General features: G+C 62.6%; 26 protein-coding genes. 20 read left to right on the forward strand and 6 right to left on the reverse strand.

Annotated elements, in window-relative coordinates:
• Positions 1-7: 7 nt before the first annotated feature.
• Positions 8-439 (reverse strand): RidA family protein, encoded by a 432-nt coding sequence (locus G5S42_RS34360; protein WP_176111204.1) that lies wholly within the window; start codon positions 437-439, stop codon positions 8-10.
• Complete coding sequence (locus G5S42_RS34365; protein WP_176111205.1) at positions 439-1,797, reverse strand: flavin-containing monooxygenase; 1,359 nt, start codon at positions 1,795-1,797, stop codon at positions 439-441. The genes G5S42_RS34360 and G5S42_RS34365 overlap by 1 nt, the downstream gene beginning before the upstream one ends.
• Positions 1,798-1,966: 169 nt before the next feature.
• Between G5S42_RS34365 and G5S42_RS34370 the strand changes: the two genes are divergently transcribed.
• The 7 genes from G5S42_RS34370 (at position 1,967) to G5S42_RS34400 (ending at position 9,345) form a co-directional block, all read left to right on the forward strand.
• A complete protein-coding gene (locus G5S42_RS34370) occupies positions 1,967-2,890 on the forward strand; it encodes a LysR family transcriptional regulator (protein ID WP_176111206.1) in 924 nt (307 codons plus the stop codon).
• Between the two features lie 124 nt (positions 2,891-3,014).
• Positions 3,015-4,166, forward strand: coding sequence for an SRPBCC family protein (locus tag G5S42_RS34375; RefSeq protein WP_176111207.1), 1,152 nt, complete (start codon positions 3,015-3,017; stop codon positions 4,164-4,166).
• A gap of 43 nt (positions 4,167-4,209) precedes the next feature.
• A complete protein-coding gene (locus tag G5S42_RS34380) occupies positions 4,210-5,415 on the forward strand; it encodes an ABC transporter ATP-binding protein (RefSeq protein ID WP_176111208.1) in 1,206 nt (401 codons plus the stop codon).
• 2 nt (positions 5,416-5,417) lie between these two features.
• Positions 5,418-6,473, forward strand: a complete 1,056-nt coding sequence (locus G5S42_RS34385) for an ABC transporter substrate-binding protein (protein ID WP_176111209.1) — start codon at positions 5,418-5,420, stop codon at positions 6,471-6,473.
• A 39-nt stretch (positions 6,474-6,512) separates the two neighbouring features.
• On the forward strand, positions 6,513-7,769 hold the full coding sequence (locus tag G5S42_RS34390) for an ABC transporter permease (RefSeq protein WP_176111210.1): 1,257 nt from the start codon (positions 6,513-6,515) through the stop codon (positions 7,767-7,769).
• 66 nt (positions 7,770-7,835) lie between these two features.
• The gene (locus tag G5S42_RS34395; protein WP_176111211.1) at positions 7,836-8,663 is read left to right on the forward strand and encodes an ABC transporter permease; all 828 of its coding nucleotides are present in this window, start codon (positions 7,836-7,838) and stop codon (positions 8,661-8,663) included.
• A 232-nt stretch (positions 8,664-8,895) separates the two neighbouring features.
• Positions 8,896-9,345 carry an SET domain-containing protein gene (locus tag G5S42_RS34400; RefSeq protein WP_176111212.1) on the forward strand — a complete coding sequence of 150 codons (450 nt, stop codon included), beginning with the start codon at positions 8,896-8,898 and terminating at the stop codon, positions 9,343-9,345.
• Between the two features lie 147 nt (positions 9,346-9,492).
• On the opposite strand, the gene G5S42_RS34405 is transcribed toward G5S42_RS34400, so the two are convergent.
• Positions 9,493-10,185: a hypothetical protein gene (locus G5S42_RS34405; protein ID WP_176111213.1), complete on the reverse strand. Its 693-nt coding sequence runs from the start codon at positions 10,183-10,185 to the stop codon at positions 9,493-9,495.
• 207 nt (positions 10,186-10,392) lie between these two features.
• Between G5S42_RS34405 and G5S42_RS34410 the strand changes: the two genes are divergently transcribed.
• From G5S42_RS34410 to G5S42_RS34435, 6 genes are all read left to right on the forward strand, one after another.
• Positions 10,393-10,716: an antibiotic biosynthesis monooxygenase family protein gene (locus G5S42_RS34410; RefSeq protein ID WP_176111214.1), complete on the forward strand. Its 324-nt coding sequence runs from the start codon at positions 10,393-10,395 to the stop codon at positions 10,714-10,716.
• 265 nt (positions 10,717-10,981) lie between these two features.
• Entirely contained in the window at positions 10,982-12,244 is a 1,263-nt protein-coding gene (locus G5S42_RS34415) for an ABC transporter substrate-binding protein (protein ID WP_176111215.1), read from the forward strand.
• 98 nt (positions 12,245-12,342) lie between these two features.
• Positions 12,343-13,212, forward strand: a complete 870-nt coding sequence (locus G5S42_RS34420; RefSeq protein ID WP_176111216.1) for a branched-chain amino acid ABC transporter permease — start codon at positions 12,343-12,345, stop codon at positions 13,210-13,212.
• Positions 13,209-14,174 carry a branched-chain amino acid ABC transporter permease gene (locus tag G5S42_RS34425; protein ID WP_176111217.1) on the forward strand — a complete coding sequence of 322 codons (966 nt, stop codon included), beginning with the start codon at positions 13,209-13,211 and terminating at the stop codon, positions 14,172-14,174. Before G5S42_RS34420 ends, G5S42_RS34425 begins: the two co-directional genes overlap by 4 nt.
• Positions 14,171-14,920, forward strand: a complete 750-nt coding sequence (locus G5S42_RS34430) for an ABC transporter ATP-binding protein (protein ID WP_176111218.1) — start codon at positions 14,171-14,173, stop codon at positions 14,918-14,920. Before G5S42_RS34425 ends, G5S42_RS34430 begins: the two co-directional genes overlap by 4 nt.
• Complete coding sequence (locus tag G5S42_RS34435; protein WP_176111219.1) at positions 14,917-15,627, forward strand: ABC transporter ATP-binding protein; 711 nt, start codon at positions 14,917-14,919, stop codon at positions 15,625-15,627. Before G5S42_RS34430 ends, G5S42_RS34435 begins: the two co-directional genes overlap by 4 nt.
• Before the next feature lie 56 nt (positions 15,628-15,683).
• Here G5S42_RS34435 and rarD read toward each other — a convergent pair whose 3' ends face one another.
• Positions 15,684-16,577: an EamA family transporter RarD gene (gene rarD / locus G5S42_RS34440; protein ID WP_176111220.1), complete on the reverse strand. Its 894-nt coding sequence runs from the start codon at positions 16,575-16,577 to the stop codon at positions 15,684-15,686.
• A gap of 266 nt (positions 16,578-16,843) precedes the next feature.
• Between rarD and G5S42_RS34445 the strand changes: the two genes are divergently transcribed.
• From G5S42_RS34445 to G5S42_RS34465, 5 genes are all read left to right on the forward strand, one after another.
• Complete coding sequence (locus tag G5S42_RS34445; RefSeq protein WP_176111221.1) at positions 16,844-17,062, forward strand: hypothetical protein; 219 nt, start codon at positions 16,844-16,846, stop codon at positions 17,060-17,062.
• Positions 17,063-17,164: 102 nt separating this feature from the next.
• Positions 17,165-17,473, forward strand: a complete 309-nt coding sequence (locus G5S42_RS34450) for a hypothetical protein (RefSeq protein WP_176111222.1) — start codon at positions 17,165-17,167, stop codon at positions 17,471-17,473.
• A 62-nt stretch (positions 17,474-17,535) separates the two neighbouring features.
• Positions 17,536-18,990, forward strand: a complete 1,455-nt coding sequence (locus G5S42_RS34455; protein ID WP_176111223.1) for a DEAD/DEAH box helicase — start codon at positions 17,536-17,538, stop codon at positions 18,988-18,990.
• A 73-nt stretch (positions 18,991-19,063) separates the two neighbouring features.
• Complete coding sequence (locus tag G5S42_RS34460) at positions 19,064-19,861, forward strand: alpha/beta hydrolase (protein WP_176111224.1); 798 nt, start codon at positions 19,064-19,066, stop codon at positions 19,859-19,861.
• A 3-nt stretch (positions 19,862-19,864) separates the two neighbouring features.
• Positions 19,865-20,206, forward strand: coding sequence for a hypothetical protein (locus G5S42_RS34465; protein ID WP_176111225.1), 342 nt, complete (start codon positions 19,865-19,867; stop codon positions 20,204-20,206).
• A gap of 74 nt (positions 20,207-20,280) precedes the next feature.
• Here the strand turns inward: G5S42_RS34465 and G5S42_RS34470 are convergent, their stop codons facing one another.
• Both G5S42_RS34470 and G5S42_RS34475 read right to left on the reverse strand, forming a co-directional pair.
• Positions 20,281-21,027 (reverse strand): SDR family NAD(P)-dependent oxidoreductase, encoded by a 747-nt coding sequence (locus G5S42_RS34470; RefSeq protein ID WP_176111226.1) that lies wholly within the window; start codon positions 21,025-21,027, stop codon positions 20,281-20,283.
• An 88-nt stretch (positions 21,028-21,115) separates the two neighbouring features.
• Positions 21,116-21,892, reverse strand: coding sequence for a maleate cis-trans isomerase family protein (locus tag G5S42_RS34475; protein ID WP_176111227.1), 777 nt, complete (start codon positions 21,890-21,892; stop codon positions 21,116-21,118).
• 299 nt (positions 21,893-22,191) lie between these two features.
• On the opposite strand from G5S42_RS34475, the gene G5S42_RS34480 reads away from it, so the two are divergent.
• Complete coding sequence (locus tag G5S42_RS34480; RefSeq protein ID WP_176111228.1) at positions 22,192-23,394, forward strand: branched-chain amino acid ABC transporter substrate-binding protein; 1,203 nt, start codon at positions 22,192-22,194, stop codon at positions 23,392-23,394.
• Between the two features lie 25 nt (positions 23,395-23,419).
• Positions 23,420-24,319 (forward strand): branched-chain amino acid ABC transporter permease, encoded by a 900-nt coding sequence (locus tag G5S42_RS34485; protein WP_176111229.1) that lies wholly within the window; start codon positions 23,420-23,422, stop codon positions 24,317-24,319.
• Positions 24,320-24,321: the final 2 nt, after the last annotated feature.

Raw genomic sequence — 24,321 nt, forward strand, 5'->3', positions numbered from 1 at the left:
GAATCCTTTAAGCCTGCACGGGCGTCCAGTTGTCCGGAATCACGGCGATCACGTCGATTTCCATCAGCCATTGCGGCTGGCCGAGCGCGCTGACGCAAAGCCCCGTCGAAATCGGATACACGCCCTTCAGCCACTTGCCCACTTCCTGATACACCGGCTCGCGATAACGAGGATCGGTAATGTAAGTCGTCGTCTTGACGATATGCGACAGGTCGCTGCCGGCTTCCTCCAGAAGCTGCCTGACGTTCTTCATCGCCTGCTCGGCCTGCGCGCGCGGATCGCCGAGACCGATCAGGTTGCCGTCGAAATCCGTACCCACCTGGCCGCGCACATAGACCGTATTGCCCGCGCGAACCGCCTGGCAAAGATCGTTATCGAGCGACTGGTTCGGGTACGTGTCCTTCGTATTGAACATGCGGATGCGGGTATGCGTAGGCATCAGTTCACTCCCACTTCTTTGGTCTTCGGCGCGTACGATGCGTCGCACGCGGTATCGGGTGCATGCGCGCCATGCGCGCCGCGCGCGTCCTGCTGACGCTGCGACGCGTCGCGATAGGCGAGGTATTTGCGCTGCGTGACGATGTGATCAGCGATGTGCTTTGCGTCGTGCCAGACGCCCCAGATAAACGACGACGCGCGCCGCGACAACCACGGCAGGCCGAGGAAATACACGCCAGGCTCCTTCGATACACCGCGCTGATGCTGCGGCTTGCCTTTATCGTCGAACGCGTTCACGTGCAGCCAGCTGAAATCGACCGCATAGCCGGTGGCCCAGATGATCGTGCTCACCCCCGCCTGGTGCAGATCCAGCTCCGGCAGCGGATGCGTGACGCACTCCGGGTCCGGTGGAATCAGCCGTGCGTCGGGGTCTTCCGGCAGATCGACGCCGTTGCGCTCGATGTAGTCGTCGGCGGTGTCGAGTAGCGACATCAGATATTCGTCGCCACGCTTCAGATTGACGGCGAGGTCCGGTTCGAAGGTCACAACGCGATTCGCGAACGATTTCGTCGTGCCGACGAGCGTCATGCCGCGATGCGCAAGCCGGCGAAAATCGATGGTCTGGCCGCCGTACGCGCCGCTGACAGCGATGGTCACATGCTCGCGTCCCGGCACGGCGACTTCCTTGTCCCATTCGCCGAGCACACCCAGCCACCAGCAGAAATCGCGACCGCGATACGCGCGCGGCGGACGGTCATGCGCACCGACGGACAGATAAACCTTGCGGCCCGCGCGTTGCAGTTCGTCGGCGATCTGCACGCCGGACGACCCCGCGCCCACCACGAGCACCGCGCCTTCGGGCAGTTGCTCAGGGTTCCGATAGTGGGCCGAATGAAGCTGCGTGAGCTCGAGGTCCTGTGGCGCGATGGGGGGAATGACGGGACGCTGGAACGGCCCGGTCGCAACGACGACGCGATGGGCTTCGATCGTGCCGTCGGACGTTGCGACCGCAAATCCTGCCCGGCCCTTCAGACGCTCGACGCTCGTGACTTCGACGCCGGTGCGGATCGGCGCATTGAAGTTACGCGCATAGGCTTCGAAGTAATCGGCGACCTGATCCTTGCCGGCGAAGCCATCGGGATCGAGTCCTTCGAACTCCATATTAGGGAAGCGGTCGTGCCAGGCGGGACCATTGGCGACCAGTGAATCCCAGCGGCAAGTACGCCAGCGTTCCGCGATGCGGTCGCGCTCCAGCACGAGATGGGGCACGCCGAGATTGCTCAGATGTTCGCTCATCGCCACGCCAGCCTGACCCGCGCCTATGACCAGCGTGTCGATGGACAATTTTTCAGCCGCCATGGCCTTCTCCTTCTGAAATGCGCTCTGGATTCGGGTCTCTCGGTCGGACAGAATGTACGCCGCGCGGCGGGCAACCAAAACTATATTTTAAAAATGCTTTGCATCGTTTTTCGCTATGCAATCGGGAATTGTCGAGCGACAATCGGTTCGACCGAACACGGAGCAATTGATGGACGGCACCTCGATCCGCTACTCGTTGCGTCAGCTCAGGTATTTTGTCGTCACGGCCGAAACGCTTTCCTTCACCGCCGCGGCAAAGCGGCTGCATATCTCTCAGCCGTCTATCTCGACATCGCTCGCGGATCTGGAGGAATCGTTCGGCGTCCAGCTGTTCATCCGCCATCACGCGAGCGGGTTGTCGCTCACGCAACCGGGCCGCGATCTGCTCGGCCACGCTCGCAATCTGCTTCAGAACGCCGAAGAATTACAGCTGACCGCGACCGAAATCGACGGCGGCATGTCGGGCTCCATCTCGCTCGGCTGCATGGTGTCGCTGGCGCCGCCGCTGATGCCCGGCATCATCAGCCGCTTCGTGCAGGATTATTCGGCGATCACCTTCCGTACCACGGAAGCGCATCAGGACACGCTCTTGAGCGGCCTGCACGACGGCTCGCTCGATATCGCGCTGACCTATAGCCTCGATATCACCGATGGAATCGCGTTTACCCCGCTGCTTTCGCTGCCACCGTATGTCATCCTGCCCAAAACACACAGGCTTGCACGGGCGCGCCAGGTGTCGCTGGCCGATCTGCTGCCCGAGCCCTATGTGATGCTGGATCTTCCGCATAGCCGCGAGTACTTTTCTGCGCTGTTCGACGCGGTCGGCAGCCGCCCTACCGCGGCTTTCCGCTCGTCACAGCCTGAAGTCGTGCGTGGCATGGTCGCCAACGGCTTGGGTTACAGCATACTCAACTTCCCGCTGAAGTCGACCCGGACTGTGGACGGCGAAGACTTCGTGATTAAACATTTCAGGGAGAGTGTCAATGCGACGACGCTTGGCATTGCGCTATCGGCCGCCGTCAAGCCGCGCGAGGTTGTGAAGCGCTTTTCGGCATTCTGTGAAACGTATATTCGGCGTCTGCACATCGGCTAATAGGAGCACGGAAGTGTCACTGCATAGTCATCCACTATGCACTGCATGCAAAAACAATATTTTACCTAGCAATTTGGATTGTTAGATTGGTGCACATCGGATGCAAACACTGATGGGGGCCCCTATGTCAGCCATTCTTCAGTCGACGGACACTGAGCTCGACATCGTTCACGCGCTGCGCGAGAACTGCGAGCGTCCGTTCGAGGATGCACACGCGATGCCGCCGGCCGTCTACACGTCGGAGGCGTTTCTCGCGCTCGAACAGCGCGACGTGTTTCGCAACGAGTGGTTGTGCGTGGGCCGCGCGAGCGCGCTGGCACAGACCGGCGACTACCTGAGCGCGCAGATCGACGACCAGCCCGTGTTCGTGCTGCGCGATGCGAGCGGCGCGTTGCGCGCATTCTCTAATGTTTGCCTGCACCGCATGTCGGTATTGCTCGAAGGGCGCGGCAACGTGCGCCGGATCGTGTGTCCGTATCACGCATGGAACTACACGCTCGATGGCGCGCTCGCGGGCGCGCCGTTGATGGATAAGCAGCCGGGCTTTTGCAAGGACCAATACAGGCTGCCTGCCGTGCGCTGCGAGACGTGGCAAGGCTGGATCTATGTGACGCTCAACGCGCGCGCGCCTGCGGTGGAATCGCATTTGTCCGAGCTGACGAAGCTGATCGCGCCGTACGGCATGGGCGACTACGTCGAGACCTTCCACGAAGAGCACGAGTGGGACACCAACTGGAAGATCCTCGCGGAAAATTTCATGGAGAGCTACCACCTGCCGATGCTGCATCGCGCCACGGTCGGACCGCACTCGAAGCTCGAAGAAATGGAATGTCCGCCGGGTTTGCCGGCGTTCAACTATCACTGGATCACCAAGGAAGCATCGCTGCCGATCGGCAACGCGCATCCCGCCAACACGCGCCTGCAAGGGCACTGGCGTCGTACCACCGCGCTGCTGGCGATCTACCCGACCCACCTGATCACGCTGACCCCCGGCTACTTCTGGTATCTGATCCTGCAGCCGCGGGGCGTCGGCCGCGTGCATATCCGCTTCGGCGGCGGCCTCGCGCCGGAATTCGTCGACGATCCGCGCGCCGCCGACTACATGGCGACGCTCAAGACGCTGCTCGACGAAGTCAACGCCGAGGACCGGCGCGGCGTCGAGGCGGTGTTTCGCGGCGTGCACGCGCCACTCGCGAAGCCCGGCCACCTGAGCCCTCTCGAACGGCCGAATTACGACTTCGCCCGCTATCTGGCGGGACGCGTGGGCGCGAGGTGATGCGCCGCCCCGCGTAGACCGCCAACACTTTGCCGAGATGCCCATGTCAAGCCAACCATTTATCTCGTTCGACGGCGTCAGCAAGTCATACGACGGCGTGCATAGCGTCGTCGAGGGACTCGATCTCGACGTCGGGCACGGTGAATTCGTTTCGCTGCTCGGTCCGTCCGGTTCCGGCAAGACCACGACACTGATGATGCTGGCGGGATTCGAATCGCCGACCCGCGGCGAAATCCGCCTTGCCGGCAAGCGTCTGGACGACAAGCCGCCGCATCGGCGCGATATCGGCATGGTGTTTCAGAACTATGCGCTGTTCCCGCACATGACGATTGCCGAGAACGTCGCGTTTCCGCTGTCCGTGCGCAAGGTGAGCCGCAGCGAACAGAAAACGCGCGTGACGCGCGTGCTCGACATGGTGGAGTTATCGCATCTGGCGGGGCGGCGGCCGTCGCAACTGTCGGGTGGCCAGCAGCAGCGTGTCGCGCTGGCTCGCGCGCTGGTCTTCGAGCCGAGCGTGGTGCTGATGGATGAGCCGCTCGGCGCGCTCGACAAGCGCCTGCGCGAAACCATGCAATACGAAATCATGCGGCTGCATCGCGAACTGTCGCTGACGATCGTCTATGTGACCCACGACCAGAACGAAGCACTGACGATGTCGAACCGCGTCGCCGTGTTTTCCGATGGACGCATCCAGCAGGCCGCCACGCCGACCGAACTCTATGAAAACGCGGCAAACGCATTCGTTGCCAATTTCGTCGGCGAGAACAATGGACTGACCGGTCGCGTCAATTCCGACGGCGGCGAATGGGCCGCGATGCAGCTGGCCGACGGCAGCACGGTGCGCGGACGCCCAGGCGCCGGGCTCGCGTCAGGCGACGCGGCGGTGCTGGCGCTGCGACCCGAGCGCGCACACATCGCCGCGACGCCGGAAGCCGTGCAGGAAGCGACACGGCAGAACATGAACGTCGTGCACGCACTGGTCGAGGAACTCGTCTACTGCGGCGATCATCATCGCGTACATCTGAAGCTCGGCCATGGCGAAAGCATGGTCGTTAAGGTGCCGAACACACAGCACCACGATCTGCCCGCACTCGGCCGTCAGACCGCCGTGACCTGGCGACGCGACGACTGCAAGGTGCTGCCCGCGATGGCGGCCGCGCCGAAATCTTCCGCCGTGTCCGGCGGCGCCGACTATTCCACCGTTGCCGTTCCCTCGTCCGCCTCGCCACTTATCGCAGGAGCCAACTAGAAATGAAGACCACGTTCTCGTCATTCCGGACCACCCTCGGGGCATGCGCGCTCGGGCTGTTTGCCACCACCACGGTTTACGCGGCCGATACGATTTCCGTCGTCACCTTCGGCGGTGCGTATGAAGCGGCCGCGAAAAAAGCATGGTTCGAACCGTTCACCGCGAAAACCGGCAACCAGTTTTCCACCGAGTCCTACGATGGCGGCCTCGCCAAGTTGCAGGCAATGGAGCAGTCGAAGAACCCGACCTGGGATCTGATCGACCTCGAAACCAACGACGCGATCACCGCTTGCGACGAAGGCCTGATCGCCAAGTTCGACAAGAAGGCACTCGGCAACACCAGCGACTTCCTGCCGGGCTCGATCAGCGATTGCGCCGTCAGCGCGATGGTGTGGTCCACCGTCTATGCATACGACAGCAGCAAGCTGAAAACCGCGCCGACCACCATCAACGATTTCTTCGACCTGAACAAGTACCCCGGCAAGCGCGGCATGCGCAAGTCGCCGAAGGTCGCGATGGAATGGGCGTTGATCGCCGATGGCGTGGCGCCCAAGGACGTCTACAAGACGCTCTCCACGCCCGCCGGCGTCGACCGCGCGTTCAAGAAGCTCGACACGATCAAGCCGAGCATCGTCTGGTGGGAAGCGGGTGCGCAGGCGCCGCAGCTGCTCGCCGACGGCGCGGTCGTAATGACCCAGGCGTACAACGGCCGTATCGACGACGCCGTGCACAAGGACAAGAAGCCGTTCAAGATCGTCTGGGATGCGCAGGTGTACGACTACGAATGGTGGGCCGTGGTCAACGGCGCGAAGCATGCCGACGCGGCGCAGAAGTTCATCGTCGCATCCTCGACGCCGCAGGCCTATGCGGACCTGTCGAAGTACATCGCTTACGCGCCGCCGCGCAAGGACGCCATTCCGCTGATCGACAAGGCGCGTCTCAACGATCTGCCGACGGCGCCGGAGAACTTCAAGCGTCCGCTGCAAATCAACGCGACGTTCTGGGCCGACAACGCGGATGCGATCAACAAGCGGTTCCAGAACTGGCTGACGCAGTAACGCCGGATCGAACGAACGTCACCCGAGAGATCGAGCACGATGAACACGCCCCTGCCATCCACCGCCCCTTTCGGCCGCGGCCCGCAGGCCGCGAACCGCGAGTCGTTCCGGGCTGCGCGCCGCAAGGCCGCGATGCGCGCATTGCTGCTGGCTTTGCCGTTGCTCGTCTTTCTGCTGGTGACGTTCGTTGCCCCGATCGCGAGCCTGCTCGCGCGCAGCGTGCGAAACCCTGAAGTGCGCACCGGCATGCCGCAGTTGAGCGCAACGCTGGCCGGATGGGACGGCGCGGGCTTGCCCGGCGAACCGGCCTTCGCCGCACTCGCGCACGATCTGAAGGACGCCAGCGAATCCGGCCAGCTCGGCAATATCGCGCGGCGCATGAACTTCTATCAACCGGAGTTCCGCAGCCTGCTGTTCAAGACGGCGCGTGCCACACGTTCGGAGACGCCGGCGCAATGGAAACCCGCCCTGATCGATCTGGATGAACGCTGGAACGCGCCGGAAACCTGGCGTCTGCTCAAGCGTGCGTCGATCTCGCCCACACCCGACTATTTGCTGAACGCCGTCGACGCGCAAGTCGCGCCTGATGGTTCGGTGACGTCCGTCGCGGCGGACAGCGCCATCTTCCGCGCGGCCTTTGGGCGCACGGTCACGATCAGTGCGACGGTCACGCTGCTGTGCCTGGTGCTGGGCTACCCGGTGGCTTATCTGCTCGCGACACTGCCTGAGAACCAGAGCAACCGGCTGATTCTGTTCGTGATCGTGCCGTTCTGGACCTCGCTGCTGGTGCGCACCACCGCGTGGTATGTGCTGCTGCAACCCGGTGGCGTGATCAATAGCGCGTTGCTCCGCTTCGGGATCATCAACCATCCGCTGCCGCTGATTTTCAATCGCACGGGTGTGTTGATCGGCATGACGCACATCCTGCTGCCCTACATGATCCTCGCGATCTTTTCGGTCATGAAAGGCGTGCCGCCCGTGTACATGCGCGCGGCGAAATCGCTCGGCGCGCATCCGGCCGTGGCCTTCGTGCGCGTATATATTCCGCAGACGCTGCCGGGTGTCGGCGCGGGATGTTTTCTCGTGTTCGTGCTCGCGCTCGGTTATTACATCACCCCTGCCCTGCTAGGCGGCGCCGGCGACGAAATGATCAGCCAGCTGATCGCGTCGCAGACCAACGATCAGCTCAACTGGGGACTCGCGGGTGCGCTGTCGTGTTATCTGATCGCATTCACGGCGGTGTTCTACTTCATCTTCAACCGGCTGGTCGGTATCGACCGCTTGCGCTTCGGCTAACGCGCCGCGCAAACGCCGCTAGCTGGTTGTCGCTCATTCGGATAGTCGATCAACAGGCAGACTCAGATGAAAGACGGACGAACCCGGCTACTCTCGGAACGCATCTCGGGCGCGGCACTGCGCGTGCATTGCGCGCTGATTTTCTTTTTCCTCGTCGCGCCGATCCTCGCGATCGTGCCGCTGTCGTTCAACTCCGGCTCGTTCTTCTCGTACCCGATGCAGGGCTTCTCGCTGCGCTGGTACGCGCAGGCGCTGAGTTCGCCGGACTGGCAACGCGCGTTTGCGAACAGCATCGGCATTGGCGCGGCGTCGACGCTGATCGCGACGGTGCTCGGCACGCTGGCCGCGCTCGGCCTGAGCCGCGCGCAGTTCCCTTACCGCTCGATCATCATGCCAATCATCGTGTCGCCGATGATCGTGCCGATCGTCGTCGTCGCGGCGGGGTTTTATCTGGTCTTTTCGCCGCTCGGGCTGGTCAATTCGTATACCGGCGTCGTGCTTGCGCATGCCGCGCTCGGTACGCCCTTCGTGGTGATTACCGTGACCGCTTCGCTGCTGTCGTTCGATCAAAGCCTGCTTCGCGCGGCGTCGGGTCTGGGTGCGCAGCCGTGGGTCGCATTTCGTCGCGTCACGCTGCCGCTGATCGCACCCGCCGTCGCAACCGGCAGTGTGTTTGCATTCGCGACATCGTTCGACGAAGTGATCGTCATTCTGTTCATCGGCGGCCCGGAGCAGCGCACCGTGCCGCGGCAGATGTGGAGCGGCATCCGTGACCAGATCGACCCGTCGATCCTCGCCGTGGCCACCCTGCTGATGGCGTTCGCGATCGCCCTCTTCGCCTGCATGAACTGGCTGCGCAAGCGCGCGGCGGCGGCCAGCCGCTCGTTTGCCTGAGGCGACTGTTGCGCCACTGCGATGGCGTCGACATGCGACTTGATGGCCTCCCTCTGACCGTCGGGCGTTGCCAGCCTCTTTGCGGCGAAGCCGGAACTCCTGGCGCGGCGGTCCTTGACAGTTAGTTGCAGTTTTATTAAGAAATATATTGAGCGCGTGAGTGCGTGGCGATATGCTTCGCATCGCCGCTAAACCACATGCAACGACCGAGGGTCGCGAAGGAAACGACAACATGCGATTGCGACGCATCACCGCACGACGCTCACCCGTGCATGGCATGGGACTGTTCGCGCTGCAGCCGATCGCCGCGGGCGAACGGGTCATCGAGTACAAGGGGGAAGTGACCAGCTGGCGGCGCGCCGCCGCCCGCCAGCGAGCCGACGCGGGCCACACGTTCGTGTTCGGTCTGTCCGATGGACGCGTGATCGACGGCAGCCGCGGCGGCAACAGCGCGCGGTATCTGAACCATGCGTGCGCCCCCAACTGCGAGGCCATCGAAACGGGCGACCGGGTGTTCATTCATGCGCTCGCCACGATCGCCCCCGGGGAGGAGCTTTTCATCAACTACGGTCTGTCAGTGGACGGTGCGGTCACCGACGAGGTTCGCGCCCAGTACGCGTGTCATTGCGGTGCACCGGCATGTCGTCGAACCATGCTGGGAAATGACGGGTGGTCGTCGTAGTGCTGCCGCCGGCCTGACACAGTCAGGTCATTGCTGACGTTCAGACGTTGCCCTGGTCGGTCGGCACTCCTTGGCCGTTCGCACCTCAGCGGTCGTGAGCGACGCGTCTCGCAATAACTATTAAGTCGGCGGTTAAAGCAGCATGATTCACTGCCCCGGCGGATCTTTTACCTGGCCCTCTGCCGAGGGGCCAGGCGTGTGGCCAGGGAGGTTACCGCGGTCGCCTGGTGCTGGAAGACGCATTCTTAACGCCTGAAGTTCGAGCGCCGCATTAAATAATTCGTCGTGCCGATCCTTCGTCATCTCGCCTGAACGAAGCTGACGTTCGAGAATGAGACAATTAGTTTCGGTTTCGAGCTCGATATCCAAAAGACGGAGCGTCCCGGGCTGCGTAATATCTGGTTGTGCCCGGCCGAGCCCATTCAGTAGAGCATTTCTTATTTGGATGAACTTCGGCAGTCTTTCGCGAAGAAGCGGTGACAATCGTTGATAAAAATCGCCGTCATCCATCAGTTGCTTCATTGCGGAAGACTCGACTATCGCTGGGCCGTCTTTGGATGAAGGAACGGCAATATCGTTACCCTTCGATTTCAATTCCCCCATTTGTTTGAGTGACGAGAGCTGGCTCCTGATGGATTTGGCATCTTCGATTGCGGCAAGCAACGCACCGTCCAACCGTTTTTCTGTCGGATCGGACGCAAAGATCAGCGGCAAAACAAAGAACAGAACTGTCAAAAGAAGACTCAGAACTCCGACGAAAGTCCCCGCAAAAGTGAGCTTGCTGGGCAAAGACCATTTATTCCATTGTTCTTTTGTTGGAATCAGGAGCCAGTTTCGCATTTAAGTGCCCCCTATTAGCAACTTCGTTACCGGGGGACCGCTATCCGCCCTGGCTTCGACGGTGAGTCTCCTGGCTATACGGAAGTATATTGCACGGAAGATAGCTCGCTGCCCCGGTTCCAGACACGCGGCTCGACGACGTGACACGGATCGCCGACAATGTGCACTTCAAAACCATCAATAGCAAAAGACCGAAGGAAGGTAAGAATGTCTATAGCGAACACCAGAGCCACTCCCTATTACGCGGTGATCTTCACGTCCATCCGAACCCCCGGGGACAACGGGTACGAAGACATGGCCGATGCAATGGTCGAAGCGGCCGCAAAACAGCCCGGATTCCTGGGCGTCGAGTCTGCGCGGGAGGAACTTGGAATTACGGTTTCCTATTGGGATAGCCTCGAATCCATCTCCGCCTGGAAACGTGATTCAATGCATCTGGTAGCACAACAGACCGGCCGGGAAAAATGGTACGAATCCTACAAAACCCGTATTTGCCTCGTTGAACGAGACTACGACTTCTCGAGAATTTAGTTTGCTGCGCCTTGTCTTTCGACTGCGCGGCACACGCCCGCCAACTTTATCGCTCGCATCGCGTCTGCGAATCGCAGACGATTGGCTTCCAGACAGAAGTTATACGGCAGCCCATGTACAGGCGCGGTCGCGCATCCGACAGCGGGAAAACGCAGTCTTGTGGATTCCGTTGAACGCGTTCAAGATCGAATAGCGCGCGTTTCGCACGCGCGGACACACCATTCCGCGGTTCGAAAGATTCGACATCACGGTGAGGGAGAACCCTATGAAAACACCAGGTCGTGTCCCCGCTTTCAGTCGGCGCACCATACTCAAAGCAACTGCCGCAACAGCCGCACTGCAGTTGGCGCCGCCCTTCATCATCAAGGCGCGCGGCGAAGCTCCGTTGCGAATCGGCATGGTCGATCCGCTGACGGGCGTCTATGCTGCGGTAGCACAGAATGAAGTGACGGGCGCACGGCTTGCCGTTCAGCAGATCAATGCCCAAGGCGGCATTCTGGGACGCCCCGTGGAACTCATGGTCGAAGATTCGGCAAACGACGTCGGCACCGGCGTGCAGAAGGCGCGCAAGCTGATCGAACGCGATCAGGTCACGTTCCTCATCGGCGACGTGAACTCCGGTATCGCCCAGGCCATTTCTCAGGTCAGCAATGAGAAGAAGGTGCTGCATATCGTTTCGGGCGGCCACACCGATACGATCACGGGCGTCGACTGCAAATGGAACGTTTATCGCGTTTGCAACACGACCAGCATGGAGGCGAACGCCGTCGCGAACCTGCTGTTCACCAAGTACGGCAAGAAGTGGCATTTCATCACACCGGACTACGCGTTCGGCCACACGCTGCAGAAGGCCGCGGCCGCCGATCTGCAGAAGCTCGGTGGCACGATGACCGGCAACGAGCTCACCCCGCTCGGCACGACCGACTTCTCCGCCTATCTGATCAAGGCGCGCGCGGCGAACCCCGACGTGCTGCTCGTGCTCCCGCAAGGCTCCGACATGGTCAACTGCCTGAAGCAGATCGCTCAGTTCGGTATCGGCAAGAGCATTCACATCGCCGGGCTGCAGCAGGAGCTCGAATCGCTCGCGGCGATGCCGCCGGACGCGCGTGTCGGCATCTGGATGTTCGAGTGGTACTGGAAGCAGCCGGGGGTGCCGGGAGTCGAGAAGTTCGTGGCCGACATCCGCAAGGTGAACGGCGGTAAGGTTCCCACCGCGCGTCACTGGTTCGGCTATACATCGGTGCATACCCTGGCCGCCATCGCCAACAAGGAAAAGACGCTCGACGCCAGAAAGCTCGCCGAAGCGCTCGGCGGCTTCGAGTTGGCGGACGACGTCAGGTTGCAGCCGAACAAGTGCTACTACCGCAAGGGGGATCACCAGCTGATGACGTCGTCGTTCGTGGGCGAAGCGCTATCCCAGCCGGCCGGCGACCCGGAAGACCTGTTCCGCGTGGAACGCGTGATCGCGGGTGACAAGACCGCACCTCCCGAGAGTGAAACGGGCTGCAAGCTGCAGTGGCCCTCCTGATAGCGCAAATGCCCGGCGGGATCGCCGGGCGCGGTTCTCATTGCGCAAGCGGAAGCGAAGCACGGGCGCCACGGGCGCCATAACAAGAATGGTGGGCGATGACTGAACTGCTGCTCTTCAACGTCACCAACGGTCTGATCATCGGCGCGTTTTACGTGCTGATGGCGCTCGGGTTATCGCTCATTCTCAACCTGAGCAACGTCATCAACTTCGCTCACGGCGGCTTCCTCGTTGCTGGCGGCTATGTTGCCTATACGATCACGCCCTACGTCGGCTTCTGGGGCGCGCTGCTGATCGCGCCGCCGTGCATCGCGCTGATCGGCCTCGCCATCGAACGGGTGCTGATCCGACGAGTCTATGGGCGCGACCCGCTCTACAGCCTGCTCCTGACGTTCGGCCTTGCCTTCATCTTCGAGGACGGCACCCGCTTCATCTGGGGCGCGCAAGGCAAACCGGTGACCATTCCGTCGGTGCTGTCCCAGCCTTTGAGCAATACGTTGTTCTTCGTCACCGGCTATCGCCTCTTCATGGTCGTCACGGTGGCGGCGACGGTAGCGCTGCTTTTCGTCCTGCTACGCTATAGCCGACTCGGCATCCGTATCCGCGCCGGTACCCTCGACCTCGAAACCGTGGCAGCGCTCGGCATCAACGTGGGCAGGCTGCGTTCGTTCAATTTTGCCGTCGGCGCCTTTCTCGCCGGTCTGAGCGGAGTGCTCGCCGCCGGCCAGCTTGGCCTGGAGCCGACGATGGGAACCGGGCTCCTGATGCCGAGCTTCATTGCAATCATCGTCGGCGGCGTTGGCAGCCTCACGGGCACGCTGCTCGGCGGCCTGCTGATCGGCGTCGCCTCCGGCATCACGGCGGTGTTTCTGCCCGCGGCAAGCGAAGCGATCATCTACGTGCTGATGGCCGTCGTGCTGCTGCTGCGCCCCCGCGGCCTGCTCGGCGAGGAGGGCATGCTGACATGAGCGCAGCGCGACAGGCGAGGCACCGCAGACTGATCACGCTTGCGGCGATCTGGACCGTGTTGCTGCTCGCCCCGTACTGGATGCCGCCGCTCGGAGGCTACACCGCGCTTGGCACACGGGTGCTCGTGCTGGGTCTCGCGGCGATGTCGGTGAATTTTCTGCTCGGCTTCACCGGCGTGCTGTCGTTTGGTCACGCTGCGTATTTCGGTTTGGGTGCGTATGGCGCAGGCCTCGCGCTGAAATTCGTTGCACCGAGCACGCCGTTCGCTCTTCTGTGCGGAACGCTGCTCGGCGGGATCGCCGGCGCGCTGCTCGGTGCGCTCTGCGCGAGGCGGCGCGGTGTCTATTTCGCGATGGTCACCATCGCCTTCGGACAGGTCTTCTACTACATCGCGTTCCAATGGAGTTCGTTGACAGGCGGCGACGACGGTCTGCGCGGATTTTCGCGCATGCCGCTTCACCTTGGCATCACGACCATCGACATCCTCTCGAATGCCGATGCGTTCTATTACTTCGTGCTGTTTTGCCTCGCGCTGGCGGTCGGTCTGATGGGCTTCATCCTGCGTTCCCCATTCGGGCGCACGATGATCGCAATCCGCGAAAACGAACGGCGCGCGCGCTTTCTCGGCATTCCCGCCGATCGCCATATCTGGATCGCTTTCACTCTCTCCTGCTTTTTCATGGGGTTCGCCGGTGCGCTCTATGCACTTCTGAACAACTTCGCCGACCCGCGCGGGCTGCATTTCAGCCAGTCCGGCGACTTCGTCATGATGGCGGTGATGGGCGGCATGCGCAGCCTGTGGGGACCGCTTCTCGGCGCCGCGGTATTCGTCGTGCTGCAGGACTACCTGTCGAGCATCACCGTCAACTGGATGTCGTTCGTCGGCATGCTGTTCATCGCGATCGTGCTGTTCTTCCCTCGGGGTCTGCTCGGCGTTCTGCGCCGCAGGAGCGAATCATGAGCGTTCTGGAAGTCACGCACGTGAGCAAGAGCTTCGGCAGCCTCGCTGCGGTACGCGACGTCTCGCTTGCGGTCGAAGCAGGCGAGCTGCGTGCCATCATCGGACCGAACGGCGCCGGCAAGACTACTTTCTTCAATCTCATCAGCGGCTTCTTCCGGCCGACCACGGGAACGATCGTGTTCGACGGGCAGGACATCACGGCGGTCCCGGCGTATCGACGCGTCGCGAACGGCATCGCCCGCACGTTCCAGATTACCGAGATCTTTCCCGCACTCACGGTGTTCGAAAACGTGCTCATCAGCGCGGAGGTTGCGGCTGGATTCCGCTTGCGGCCGTGGGTCGGCCGCGCCGAAAGAACCCGAGTGCGCGAGCGCGTCGAAGAAGCACTGGAACTCACCGGGCTAGCGGCAAAAAGCGGCCGGCTGACCGGCGAGCTCGCGCACGGCGACCAGCGCGTTGCTGAAATCGCCATGGCGCTGGCGCTGCGCCCTCGCCTGCTGCTGCTCGACGAACCCACCGCAGGCATGGGCGGCGAGGAGACCTACGAAATTACCCAGCTGATTCGCCGTCTGCGCAGCGGCGGCAAATTCACGATCGTGCTGATCGAGCACGACATGCGCGTGGTGTTCCATCTTGCCGACCGGATCACGGTGCTCGACCGGGGCTCGCTGCTCGCCGAGGGCGCGCCGGCGGAAATCGCGGCGAACGAGGTCGTGCAGGTGGCGTATCTGGGTGACGTGGCATGAACATCGCGCTCACCGCCGAGGAACTTCATACCTACTACGGCAAGAGCCACATCCTCCACGGCGTGAGCCTCGCGGTCGAGGAAGGTCGGATCACGGCATTGCTTGGCCGCAACGGCGCGGGCAAGACCACGACGCTGCGGACCCTGATGGGTCTGACACCCGCACGCCGGGGGCGCGTGACGATCTTCGGCGCGGATACGACACGCTGGCCGACGTTCAGGATCGCCGCGACGGGCGTGGGCTATGTCCCCGAAGGACGAAGAATCTTCGCCAATCTCAGTGTCGAAGAAAATCTCCGTGTGCCGCTTGCGCGCAGCGGGCCTTGGACGATTGCGCGCATATACGAGCTGTTTCCACGGCTTGCCGAGCGCAAGGAAAGCCGCGGACGCCAGCTTTCCGGTGGCGAACAGGAGATGCTGTCGATTGCCCGCGCGCTGCTGCTCAATCCCCGGCTGCTGATTCTCGATGAACCCTCTCAGGGCCTGGCGCCTCTGATCGTGCGCGAGGTGTTTCGCGTCGTGTCGCAGATGCGCGACGAAGGGATTTCGGTCCTGCTCGTCGAGCAGAACGCGCACATGGGCCTCGCGATTGCCGATCATGCTTACGTGCTCGACGACGGCGGTATCGTCTATGCCGGCCGTTCACGCGACCTGGCCGCCGATGAAAGCCGGGTTCGCGCGTTGACCGGTGCGAGTGCCGAAGGTTGAAGAGGATCGCCCGCGTTTCGACGTAGCTCGGCCGCTACCCGCCTGCCCTCACCTCTTCAAGCCGCCGTGCGCGCCTGCCGCGCAGCGGCCAGCGTGCCACGCAACCCTTCGAACGAGTAGAGCGCGAGGGCTGCCCAGATTGCGCCGTAGCCGATCGCGCGCACGGATCCGAACGGCTCGCCGTAGATCAGCACGCCAGTGAGGAGCTGAAGCGTGGGCGTCACGTACTGGATCAGGCCGAGCATCGAGAGCGGGATGCGTCGCGCCGCAGCCGCGAAGAGCAGCAGCGGCACGGCCGTGATAGGTCCGGCGGCGGCCAGCAGCAGTTGCAGCCCGAGCGACGCATGCGTGAAATGGCTCGCGCCGGCCATGCCGATCACCATCAGATAGACGATCGCCACGGGAAAGAGCAGCACCGTTTCGAGTGCGAGGCCTTCGAGGGCGCCGAGCTTTGCGGTCTTGCGCAACAGGCCATAGCCGCCGAACGTCAGCGCGAGCGCGAGGCTGATCCACGGCGGCGCGCCGTTCTGCCAGGTGAGCCATACCACGCCGAGCGCCGCAAGCGCCACCGCGCACCATTGGAGCGAGCGCATCCGCTCATGCAGGAAGACGAAGCCGAATAACACGTTGATCAGCGGATTGATGAAGTAGCCGAGGCTCGCCTCGACGATATGGCCCGCGTTGACAGCCCAGATGTAGATGCCCCAGTTGGCCGAAAGCAGCGCGGCACTCGCGGAGAAGCGGCCGATCAGGCGCCTGTCGCGCAGCGCGGGCCGCAGCCACGCCCAGTGGTGTCGCGCGACGAGCACCGCAAGGATGAACACGAGCGACCACGCCATCCGGTGGGCGAGCATCTCGAGCGCGGGAATCTGGTGGAGCGTCTTGAAGTAGACGGGAAAGAGCCCCCAGATGACGAAGGCGGAAAAGGCGTAGACGATGCCGGGATTCATGGTTGGTTGTAGTTGGCCGGTGCGCGTGGTCGGTGCGAAGGCGCGTCGGCGGCAAAGGTTTTCGCGCAGATTTTACCCGTGCGGCGCAGCCTCCGCTAAGCGCATCGTCGTCAAAAAGGGCCTGCTCTCGCCGTTCAGCGAGCTTCGCTTTTGCTGCCTACGATGTACATGTCGTCTTCGCAGAATGATGGAGCGACCTTGGCGGCGACAACGCGGTCCAGCTCGCCCTACGCGACGACGACCAGGGCAATCGTTTGGAGATAGCCATGCATTTCGACTACCAGCAGTTCCACATCGACGCGTCACCTCTCGATGAAGGCGGCCGCTATTACGCTCGCGCAAAGATCTACCGGCGCGCGTCGGCGAGTGGCGAGGCCGTCGAGGTAAAGTATTCGGGCGACCTCGGCGATTACCCCTCCGACGTGGATGCGATGGAGGCGGCGCAGCGTTGGGCGATTCAGTGGTGCGACGCGAACTCCGCTTAGGCGTCACTGTCAGGCCCATGCTGTTCCCGGGTCCCGCTGTTCCCCAGCGAAATAAGCGGCGCATAATGCAAACATCCCTTTGTCAGGACGATGGAGGTGAATGTGACAACCTTTGCTATCGACGCCGTTCGCATCAACCCGGCGAACGACAGGTTCACCCACGTGCGTTGGGCTCCCGTCGATCCGTCGACGCGTGAATGGCTGTCCCCCCCTGCGATCGTGGAGGTGGTCGAAGTCGTCGCCGCGATCCGCCGGGGAGATGTCGTTTGGTCCCTTTTTACACTTGGCGGCACACGGTATCTCGGGCCAAAAATCGTATGTGTCTCTCACACCGACGGACCCGCCGGGATCGACACGGATGTCCCGGGCGATCATGTCGAAAAATGCATCGACGATTTGCCGCACCTTTGACGGCATACCTTTGAGGCCGTCGGGCAGCCGCTAGAATTGCGGTTTTAGCCCGGAATACGTCAATGTCCTTTGCCTCGCTTGGCCTGATCGATCCCTTGCTGCTTAACGTGCAGGGCCTCAATTACCAGACTCCTACGCCGGTGCAGGCCAAGGCGATTCCCGCCGTGCTCGGTGGCAAGGACGTGATGGCTGGGGCACAGACCGGCACGGGCAAAACCGCGGGCTTTGCGCTGCCGCTATTGCAACGGCTGGCGCAATGCGGCCCGGCGGTGTCCAGCAATCGCGCCCGGGTTCTGGTGCTGGTGCCCACGCGTGAACTGGCTGAACAGGTGCTGCAAAGCTTCATCGCTTACGGCAAAGGCCTCGACTTACGATTTCTGGCCGCCTACGGCGGTGTGAGCATCAACCCGCAGATGATGAAATTGCGCAAAGGCGTGGATGTGCTCGTTGCCACGCCGGGCCGTCTGCTAGATCTCAATCGCCAGAACGCAGTGCAGTTCGATCAGGTACAAACGCTGGTGCTGGATGAAGCAGATCGCATGCTGGATCTGGGCTTTGCGCGCGAACTCAACGCCGTGTTTGCCGCCTTGCCCGCTCAGCGCCAGACCCTGCTGTTCTCGGCCACGTTTACCGATGATATCCGCGCGATGGCGGCGAACATTCTGCGCGCCCCGGTCAATATCAGCGTCAGCCCGCCCAATGCCACCGCCAGCAGGATCAAGCAGTGGGTGGTGCCGGTGGATAAAAAGAACAAGCCTGACCTCTTCTTGCACCTTGTGGCTGAGAACCGTTGGCAGCACGCGCTGGTGTTCGTCAAGACCCGCAATGGCGTCGATTACCTGGCGGCGATGCTGGATGAAGCGGGCTATGCGGTCGACACCATCCACGGCGACAAACCGCAGCCCGCGCGCCTGCGTGCGCTGGAGCGCTTCAAGGCAGGCGAAGTACAAATGCTGGTGGCCACCGATGTGGCCGCTCGCGGGCTGGACATCGACGACCTGCCGCTGGTGATCAACGTTGATCTGCCGATCGTGGCGCAAGACTACGTGCACCGTATTGGCCGGACTGGCCGCGCGGGCGCCAGCGGCGTGGCGGTGTCTCTCGTGTGTGCCGACGAAGCGCCGCAACTGGCCGCGATTGAAGCGCTGATCCGGCAAACGCTGCCCCGTAAAGAAGAGCCGGGTTTCGAAGCCGAACACCGCGTGCCGCAAACCAGCGCGACGGGCCAGATCATCAAGAAGCCCAAAAAGCCCAAAAAGCCCAAGCCGCCCAAGGTGCCGCAAGCCGCACCGGGCGCCATGCAGCCGCCCGGAAAAAAACCGCGCCGGCAAAGTGGCGAAAACCAACGCAAACCTGCGGCGCAGCGCGCTGCGGCCGTGGGCAAAGGCGCGCGCTCGTCCAGCGGTCATTCATCTAGCGTGCAAAAGCCACGCAGCCAACCCGCCAGCAAGCCCGCTGCGGGTTCACGCAAGCCGGCTGGCAAGCCCGCTAGTGGCCGGGGCAAACGCCAACCCTGATCCGTTGCCGGGGCGACTGCGCGCTAAACTGGGTGCGTGCTATCGAAAAGTTCGGTGGGTCGAGCGCAAGACGATGAAATTCACCCGAATGATGATCGGCCTCGCCGTCACGTACCTGATCGTGTTAGCCGGAGTCGCCATCTTGCAGGATCGTTTGCTCTACTTCCCTCAGAAGGCCACGATCGAGGAGATCACCTCCGGCGGACTGCGCGCCTGGCCGACACCTGAGGCGTACCGGGGCCTCGTGGCAGAGCCGGACGGTTCCGCGCGCGCCACGGTCATCGTCTTTCATGGCAATGCCGGGCATGCCGGCCACCGCTCGTTCTATGCCGCAGCGCTCACCCGGCTCGGGCTGCGCGTGATTCTCGCCGAATATCCAGGCTACGGGCCGCGCACCGGTGCGTTAGGCGAAGCGAGTCTGGTCGACGATGCGCAACAAACCATCGCGCTCGCATATCGCCTCTATGGAGCGCCGCTCGTGCTGATCGGCGAATCGCTTGGGGCCGGCGTGGCGGCTGCGGCCGGCTCGCGCGAACGCGACAGGATCGCGGGCATGATGCTGATCACGCCATGGGATCGGCTCGAGCACGTCGCCGCTCATCACTTTCCGTGGCTGCCCGTGAGGTGGCTGCTGCGCGACCGATACGACAGCGCGACCCACCTGGCGTCGTTCGACCGCCCGATTCTCGTCATGGTTGCCGAACGCGACAGCATCGTCCCCGCGCGCTTCGGCGAGGCGCTTTACAACTCGCTGTCCGCACCGAGAAAACTGATGATGGTGAAGGCGGCTGACCATAACGACTGGATTGGCCACGTCGACCAAACCTGGTGGCGGGAGGCGACGGACTTCCTGCTCACGCCTTCGCATTGAAATATGAAGACGCCACCGGTCCCGTCCAGCTCGGCACGCATCTATGTTCTCGATGCGAAGAACCGGCCAGTCGAGGTGTTCGACCACGACGCGTGGTCGCGCTGGATGACGGAAAACGAACTGATCTTCCGCCGCACACTGCTGGACGACTACGGTGTGACGGTCACGACCCGCTTCCGTGGTGTGTCCAATCCGAAAACCGCGGAGGTTTTGCTGTTCGTCACGCGCGTCGCCGGAATGCAGACGCAAGACAACAGGAGCTACGGAGCACGTACGCTCAATGAGGCGCTGGAGCAGCATGAGCGCATCGTGCAGAAAATCCTCCGGAAAATGACGGGGCGGTGAACATCAGAGCACCGTCAGACGAAGCGTGTGTCGAATAGCATCGGCGAAACGTTCGCGCTGATGCCGCCCGAGGCTCATATGAAGCTCACGCCGCCATTGACGGGGATCGTCTGGCCGGTAACGAAGCCGTTGCCGACCACCATCAGCACGACCTGGGCGACCTCGTCGACTTCACCGAGGCGTCCAACGGGAAGCCGTTCCGCGACGTTCGCGGCCTTCAGCGGCGCGGCCATTTCCGTGTCGATCGGTCCCGGGGCCACGGCGTTCACGGTGATGCCTTCGCGGGCCAGCCGCGCCGCATAACCGCGTGTCAACCCTTCGAGGCCAGCTTTCGAGGCGTTGTAGTGCACACCCACCAGCCCAGCGCCGCGGGCAGCGGCCGACGACAGGTTGACGATGCGACCCCAGCGCTGTGCGCGCATTCCGGGCAGCACCGCCTGCGTGCACAGAAACGCCGATTTCAGATTGACCGCAAGTGTTCGATCGAATTCGGCTTCCGTGAGCCTATCGATATCGACGATCGTTCCGGTGCCCGCGTTGTTGACGAGAACACCGACGACGCCAAGGCGGCTTTCCACCTCATCGATCATTGCCTTGACGTCGGACGCGACCGATACGTCGGCTTGCACCGCGATTGCACGGCCTCCCGCACTTTCGATTTGCCCGACGATCTGAGCAGCCTCGTTCCCGCGTTGCCGATAGTTGACCGCCACCGCTGCGCCAGCCGATGCAAGCGAGAGGGAAACGGCGCGGCCGATTCCTCGCGATCCGCCGGTCACGAGGGCGACACGATCATGCAAATCGGGCGAATGAGCAGGCATGGAAAATCCTCCTGTCCTGTGGAACTATCAAAAGGGGCTGTGCTCGCGCAACGCAGCGTGCCGCTGCGTCGCGGTTCAAGCTACAACGTCACAGCGCAAACAGCCGCCCAAGATGAGGCTCGGAGTCAGCTACGCCGGCGAGCCGCAATGCGTGCCACGCCATCGCGTAGTTGCTCGAGATCACCGGCTTGCCGATCGCGGCTTCCAGCTCCGGAATCAACCCGGCGATGCGCAAGCTCGTGCACGATACGAAAATCGCGTCCACGTCACGATTGAGCGCAAGTCGCTCGACGCCAGTTCGCAACGACAGTGCATCGATCCGCGCCACTTCGTTATCGTTCGCATGCTCGAACGACGCCATGCGCGAAATGCGGTGACCACGCGACTCGATATAGTCGCGCATGTATTCGTTGATCGAACGCACATAGGGCGTGAGCAAGGCCGTACGCTGGACGCCTAGCGCACGAAGCGCCGCCAGCGCCGCGGTGATCGGCGTGGTGCACGCGGCGTCCGCACGCGCTTCGCGAATCCGCGCGAACACCTTGTCTTCCCCGATCACCATCGACGCGGACGTGCAGCCAAACGCCACCACGTCGATACGCTCGGCCGGACGGATCAGCGCGACCGCCGGTGCGATACGGTCCTCCATTTCCGCTAGCCGTTCAGGCGTGATGTCCGCCGAGTTATACACACGGCTTTCGTAGAACGCCACGCCCTCCTGCGTCATCAAGCCCCGCCACTCATGCTCAATCGTATGATCGGTCGCGAGCACCACGAGCCCAATCGCGGCGCGACGGCAGATGCCGTCGTCCAGCGTGAAATCGAGCCTCGTGTACACGTCGTCATGCTGTGCAATCGCACTCATTTCGGAGTCGTCCTGTCTTGTCGCGTTCGGCTGCCTCTTAAAGGTAGAGGATCGAAGGCGCCTTTGTGTAACGGTTTATACGCAAATACCCTATACCGTCTCAACGCACCCCGGCTCCTATCATAAAAGCAGCGCTTTTTGTGTCCGCGCTCCGGTGCAAGCCAGCCGTCACGCTGTTGACCTGGTGGGTATGAATCACTGAATCACTCGCAATCACCCCATTTCCGTCCGCTTTCCGATGTCACCGGTATGCCCGTGTGGCGGATCGTCCGATCCCTCTCACAAAAGGAGTCGCTAACATGTTTGCTCAGACGATTGGCTGGTCCGGTGCAGAGCGCGGCTCGCGGCGAACGACTGTCGCGGGCGTTGCGGCCGCCGTGGCCCTGCTTGCGGGCATGGTTCCCGGTTCGGCGCTGAGCCAGGGCGCCACCATCAAAATCGGCGTGCCGGTTCCGCTGTCGGGTAGCAGTGCCAATGCCGGCACGGATATCGTCAATGGCGCGAAGCTCGCCGCCGCCAAGATCAACGCGGCCGGCGGCGTGCTCGGCAAGCAGATCGAGCTGGTGCCCGAGGACGACGCCTGCGATGCGCAGACCGCAGTGCAGGCGGCGCAGAAACTCGTCGATGCGGGCGTTGTCGCGGTAGCGGGCGGCTATTGCTCCAGCGCGGCGCTGCCGGAATCGACCACCTTTCATCGCGCCGGGATTCCCTACGTGCTGGATGCGTCGACCAATCCGCAGTTGACCGAGATGGGGTACGACAACGTGTTCCGCACGATCGGCCGTGACGACCAGCAGGGTCCGTTCGCGGCAAGTTTCATGAAAGACGTGCTGCACGCGAAGCACGTGGCGGTGATCGACGACAACACGACCTATTCCAAAGGCCTCGCCCAGAACACCGTGCAAGCGCTGAAGAAGGACGGCGTCGATGTGGTGTACGCCAATTCGATCACGCCCGGTCAGATGGACTACTCACCGACGCTCACACGGGTCTCCTCGCTCAAGCCTGACGTGATCTACTACACGGGCTATTTCTCCGAAGCCGGCCTGATCGTCAAGGAGGCGCGGCAACTGGGTCTGAAAATGACCTTCATGGGCGGCGACGCCACCAATGACCCGACCCTGATGAAGACGGCCGGTCCCGCCGCCGACGGCATGATCATCACGACCGCCCCGCTCGCGCAGTTCCTGAGCGGCGCGCACGCCTACGTCGATGACTATACGAAGGCTTACGGGCAAGGGCCGGGACCGTACTCGGTCTATGAATACGATGCGGTCGGGGTCACGGCGAAAGCCATCGCGGACGCGAAGTCGGCACAGCCTGCCGCGATCACCGCTGCTCTGCACAAGATCCAGAACTACCCGGGCGCGACCGGAACGATTGACTTCAATCCGAAGGGAGACCGCAGCAAAGCCGTGTACATCACCATCGTCGTGCACGACGACAAGTTCGAGCCCTACCAGAGGCAGGATGCGAGCGGACATTGGGTGGCGATGAAGTAGGCGCGCTTGCGCACCCCGCGCCGTCATGAGCGACTTCTTCCAGTTCGTGATCGAAGGGCTGACGACCGGCTCGTTCTACGCGCTCGTCGCCCTCGGCTACACGATGGTCTACGGAATCATCCGGCTGATCAACTTCGCTCATGGCGACCTGTTCATGGTCGGCGCGTTCATCGGCTGGACCGGCCTGATGGTGCTGGCGTCCGCGCATCTGCCGCTCGCCCTCGCACTGCTGATCGCTCTGGCGGCCGCCATGACGGTCACCGGCGCGCTCGGCCTGCTGATCGAGCGGCTCGCGTATCAGCCGTTGCTGCGCGCGCCGCGGCTGTCGATTCTGATCACCGCGCTGGGCGTCTCGCTGGCGCTGCAAAATGGGGTGCTGCTGATCTACGGTGCGGGCTTTCGCACCTATCCGCATGTGCTGAGCCAGGCGGGGTTCGAGCTCCACGGCGTGCAGATCACCTTCGCGCAGATCGGCATCATCGTCGCAAGCCTGGCCCTGATGCTGGCGCTGTATTTCTTCGTTCATCACACGTTCCTCGGGACCGCGATGCGCGCGCTGGCCATCGATCAGGACGCCGCGCGTCTGATGGGCATCGACGTCGAACGCCTGATCCAGCTCACCTTTCTGCTGGGATCGGTGCTGGCCGCCGTGGCGGGCGTCATGGAAGGGCTTTACTACACGCAGATCAATTTCTTCATGGGCTTCGTGCTGGGCCTGCGCGCGTTCACCGCCGCCGTCCTCGGCGGCATCGGCAACATCCCGGGCGCGATGGCGGGCGGCATCCTGATCGGCCTGCTCGAAGCCTTCGGCGCGGGCTATGTCTCTTCGCAATGGACCGACGTGTTCGTCTTCGGCGTGCTGATCGCCGTGCTCGTGATCAAGCCGACCGGGCTGTTCGGTGAACGCGTCGTCGAGAGAATGTAGTT

The sequence above is a fragment of the Paraburkholderia youngii genome (assembly GCF_013366925.1).
Classification (GTDB): Bacteria; Pseudomonadota; Gammaproteobacteria; order Burkholderiales; family Burkholderiaceae; genus Paraburkholderia; species Paraburkholderia youngii.

What these genes read in the sequence shown, in the direction of transcription:
- G5S42_RS34360 (WP_176111204.1), bottom strand. Translation starts at nt 439, where the DNA reads ATGCCTACGCATACCCGCATCCGCATGTTCAATACGAAGGACACGTAC.
- G5S42_RS34365 (WP_176111205.1), bottom strand. Translation starts at nt 1,797, where the DNA reads ATGGCGGCTGAAAAATTGTCCATCGACACGCTGGTCATAGGCGCGGGT.
- G5S42_RS34370 (WP_176111206.1), top strand. Translation starts at nt 1,967, where the DNA reads ATGGACGGCACCTCGATCCGCTACTCGTTGCGTCAGCTCAGGTATTTT.
- G5S42_RS34375 (WP_176111207.1), top strand. Translation starts at nt 3,015, where the DNA reads ATGTCAGCCATTCTTCAGTCGACGGACACTGAGCTCGACATCGTTCAC.
- G5S42_RS34380 (WP_176111208.1), top strand. Translation starts at nt 4,210, where the DNA reads ATGTCAAGCCAACCATTTATCTCGTTCGACGGCGTCAGCAAGTCATAC.
- G5S42_RS34385 (WP_176111209.1), top strand. Translation starts at nt 5,418, where the DNA reads ATGAAGACCACGTTCTCGTCATTCCGGACCACCCTCGGGGCATGCGCG.
- G5S42_RS34390 (WP_176111210.1), top strand. Translation starts at nt 6,513, where the DNA reads ATGAACACGCCCCTGCCATCCACCGCCCCTTTCGGCCGCGGCCCGCAG.
- G5S42_RS34395 (WP_176111211.1), top strand. Translation starts at nt 7,836, where the DNA reads ATGAAAGACGGACGAACCCGGCTACTCTCGGAACGCATCTCGGGCGCG.
- G5S42_RS34400 (WP_176111212.1), top strand. Translation starts at nt 8,896, where the DNA reads ATGCGATTGCGACGCATCACCGCACGACGCTCACCCGTGCATGGCATG.
- G5S42_RS34405 (WP_176111213.1), bottom strand. Translation starts at nt 10,185, where the DNA reads ATGCGAAACTGGCTCCTGATTCCAACAAAAGAACAATGGAATAAATGG.
- G5S42_RS34410 (WP_176111214.1), top strand. Translation starts at nt 10,393, where the DNA reads ATGTCTATAGCGAACACCAGAGCCACTCCCTATTACGCGGTGATCTTC.
- G5S42_RS34415 (WP_176111215.1), top strand. Translation starts at nt 10,982, where the DNA reads ATGAAAACACCAGGTCGTGTCCCCGCTTTCAGTCGGCGCACCATACTC.
- G5S42_RS34420 (WP_176111216.1), top strand. Translation starts at nt 12,343, where the DNA reads ATGACTGAACTGCTGCTCTTCAACGTCACCAACGGTCTGATCATCGGC.
- G5S42_RS34425 (WP_176111217.1), top strand. Translation starts at nt 13,209, where the DNA reads ATGAGCGCAGCGCGACAGGCGAGGCACCGCAGACTGATCACGCTTGCG.
- G5S42_RS34430 (WP_176111218.1), top strand. Translation starts at nt 14,171, where the DNA reads ATGAGCGTTCTGGAAGTCACGCACGTGAGCAAGAGCTTCGGCAGCCTC.
- G5S42_RS34435 (WP_176111219.1), top strand. Translation starts at nt 14,917, where the DNA reads ATGAACATCGCGCTCACCGCCGAGGAACTTCATACCTACTACGGCAAG.
- rarD (WP_176111220.1), bottom strand. Translation starts at nt 16,577, where the DNA reads ATGAATCCCGGCATCGTCTACGCCTTTTCCGCCTTCGTCATCTGGGGG.
- G5S42_RS34445 (WP_176111221.1), top strand. Translation starts at nt 16,844, where the DNA reads ATGCATTTCGACTACCAGCAGTTCCACATCGACGCGTCACCTCTCGAT.
- G5S42_RS34455 (WP_176111223.1), top strand. Translation starts at nt 17,536, where the DNA reads ATGTCCTTTGCCTCGCTTGGCCTGATCGATCCCTTGCTGCTTAACGTG.
- G5S42_RS34460 (WP_176111224.1), top strand. Translation starts at nt 19,064, where the DNA reads ATGAAATTCACCCGAATGATGATCGGCCTCGCCGTCACGTACCTGATC.
- G5S42_RS34465 (WP_176111225.1), top strand. Translation starts at nt 19,865, where the DNA reads ATGAAGACGCCACCGGTCCCGTCCAGCTCGGCACGCATCTATGTTCTC.
- G5S42_RS34470 (WP_176111226.1), bottom strand. Translation starts at nt 21,027, where the DNA reads ATGCCTGCTCATTCGCCCGATTTGCATGATCGTGTCGCCCTCGTGACC.
- G5S42_RS34475 (WP_176111227.1), bottom strand. Translation starts at nt 21,892, where the DNA reads ATGAGTGCGATTGCACAGCATGACGACGTGTACACGAGGCTCGATTTC.
- G5S42_RS34480 (WP_176111228.1), top strand. Translation starts at nt 22,192, where the DNA reads ATGTTTGCTCAGACGATTGGCTGGTCCGGTGCAGAGCGCGGCTCGCGG.
- G5S42_RS34485 (WP_176111229.1), top strand. Translation starts at nt 23,420, where the DNA reads ATGAGCGACTTCTTCCAGTTCGTGATCGAAGGGCTGACGACCGGCTCG.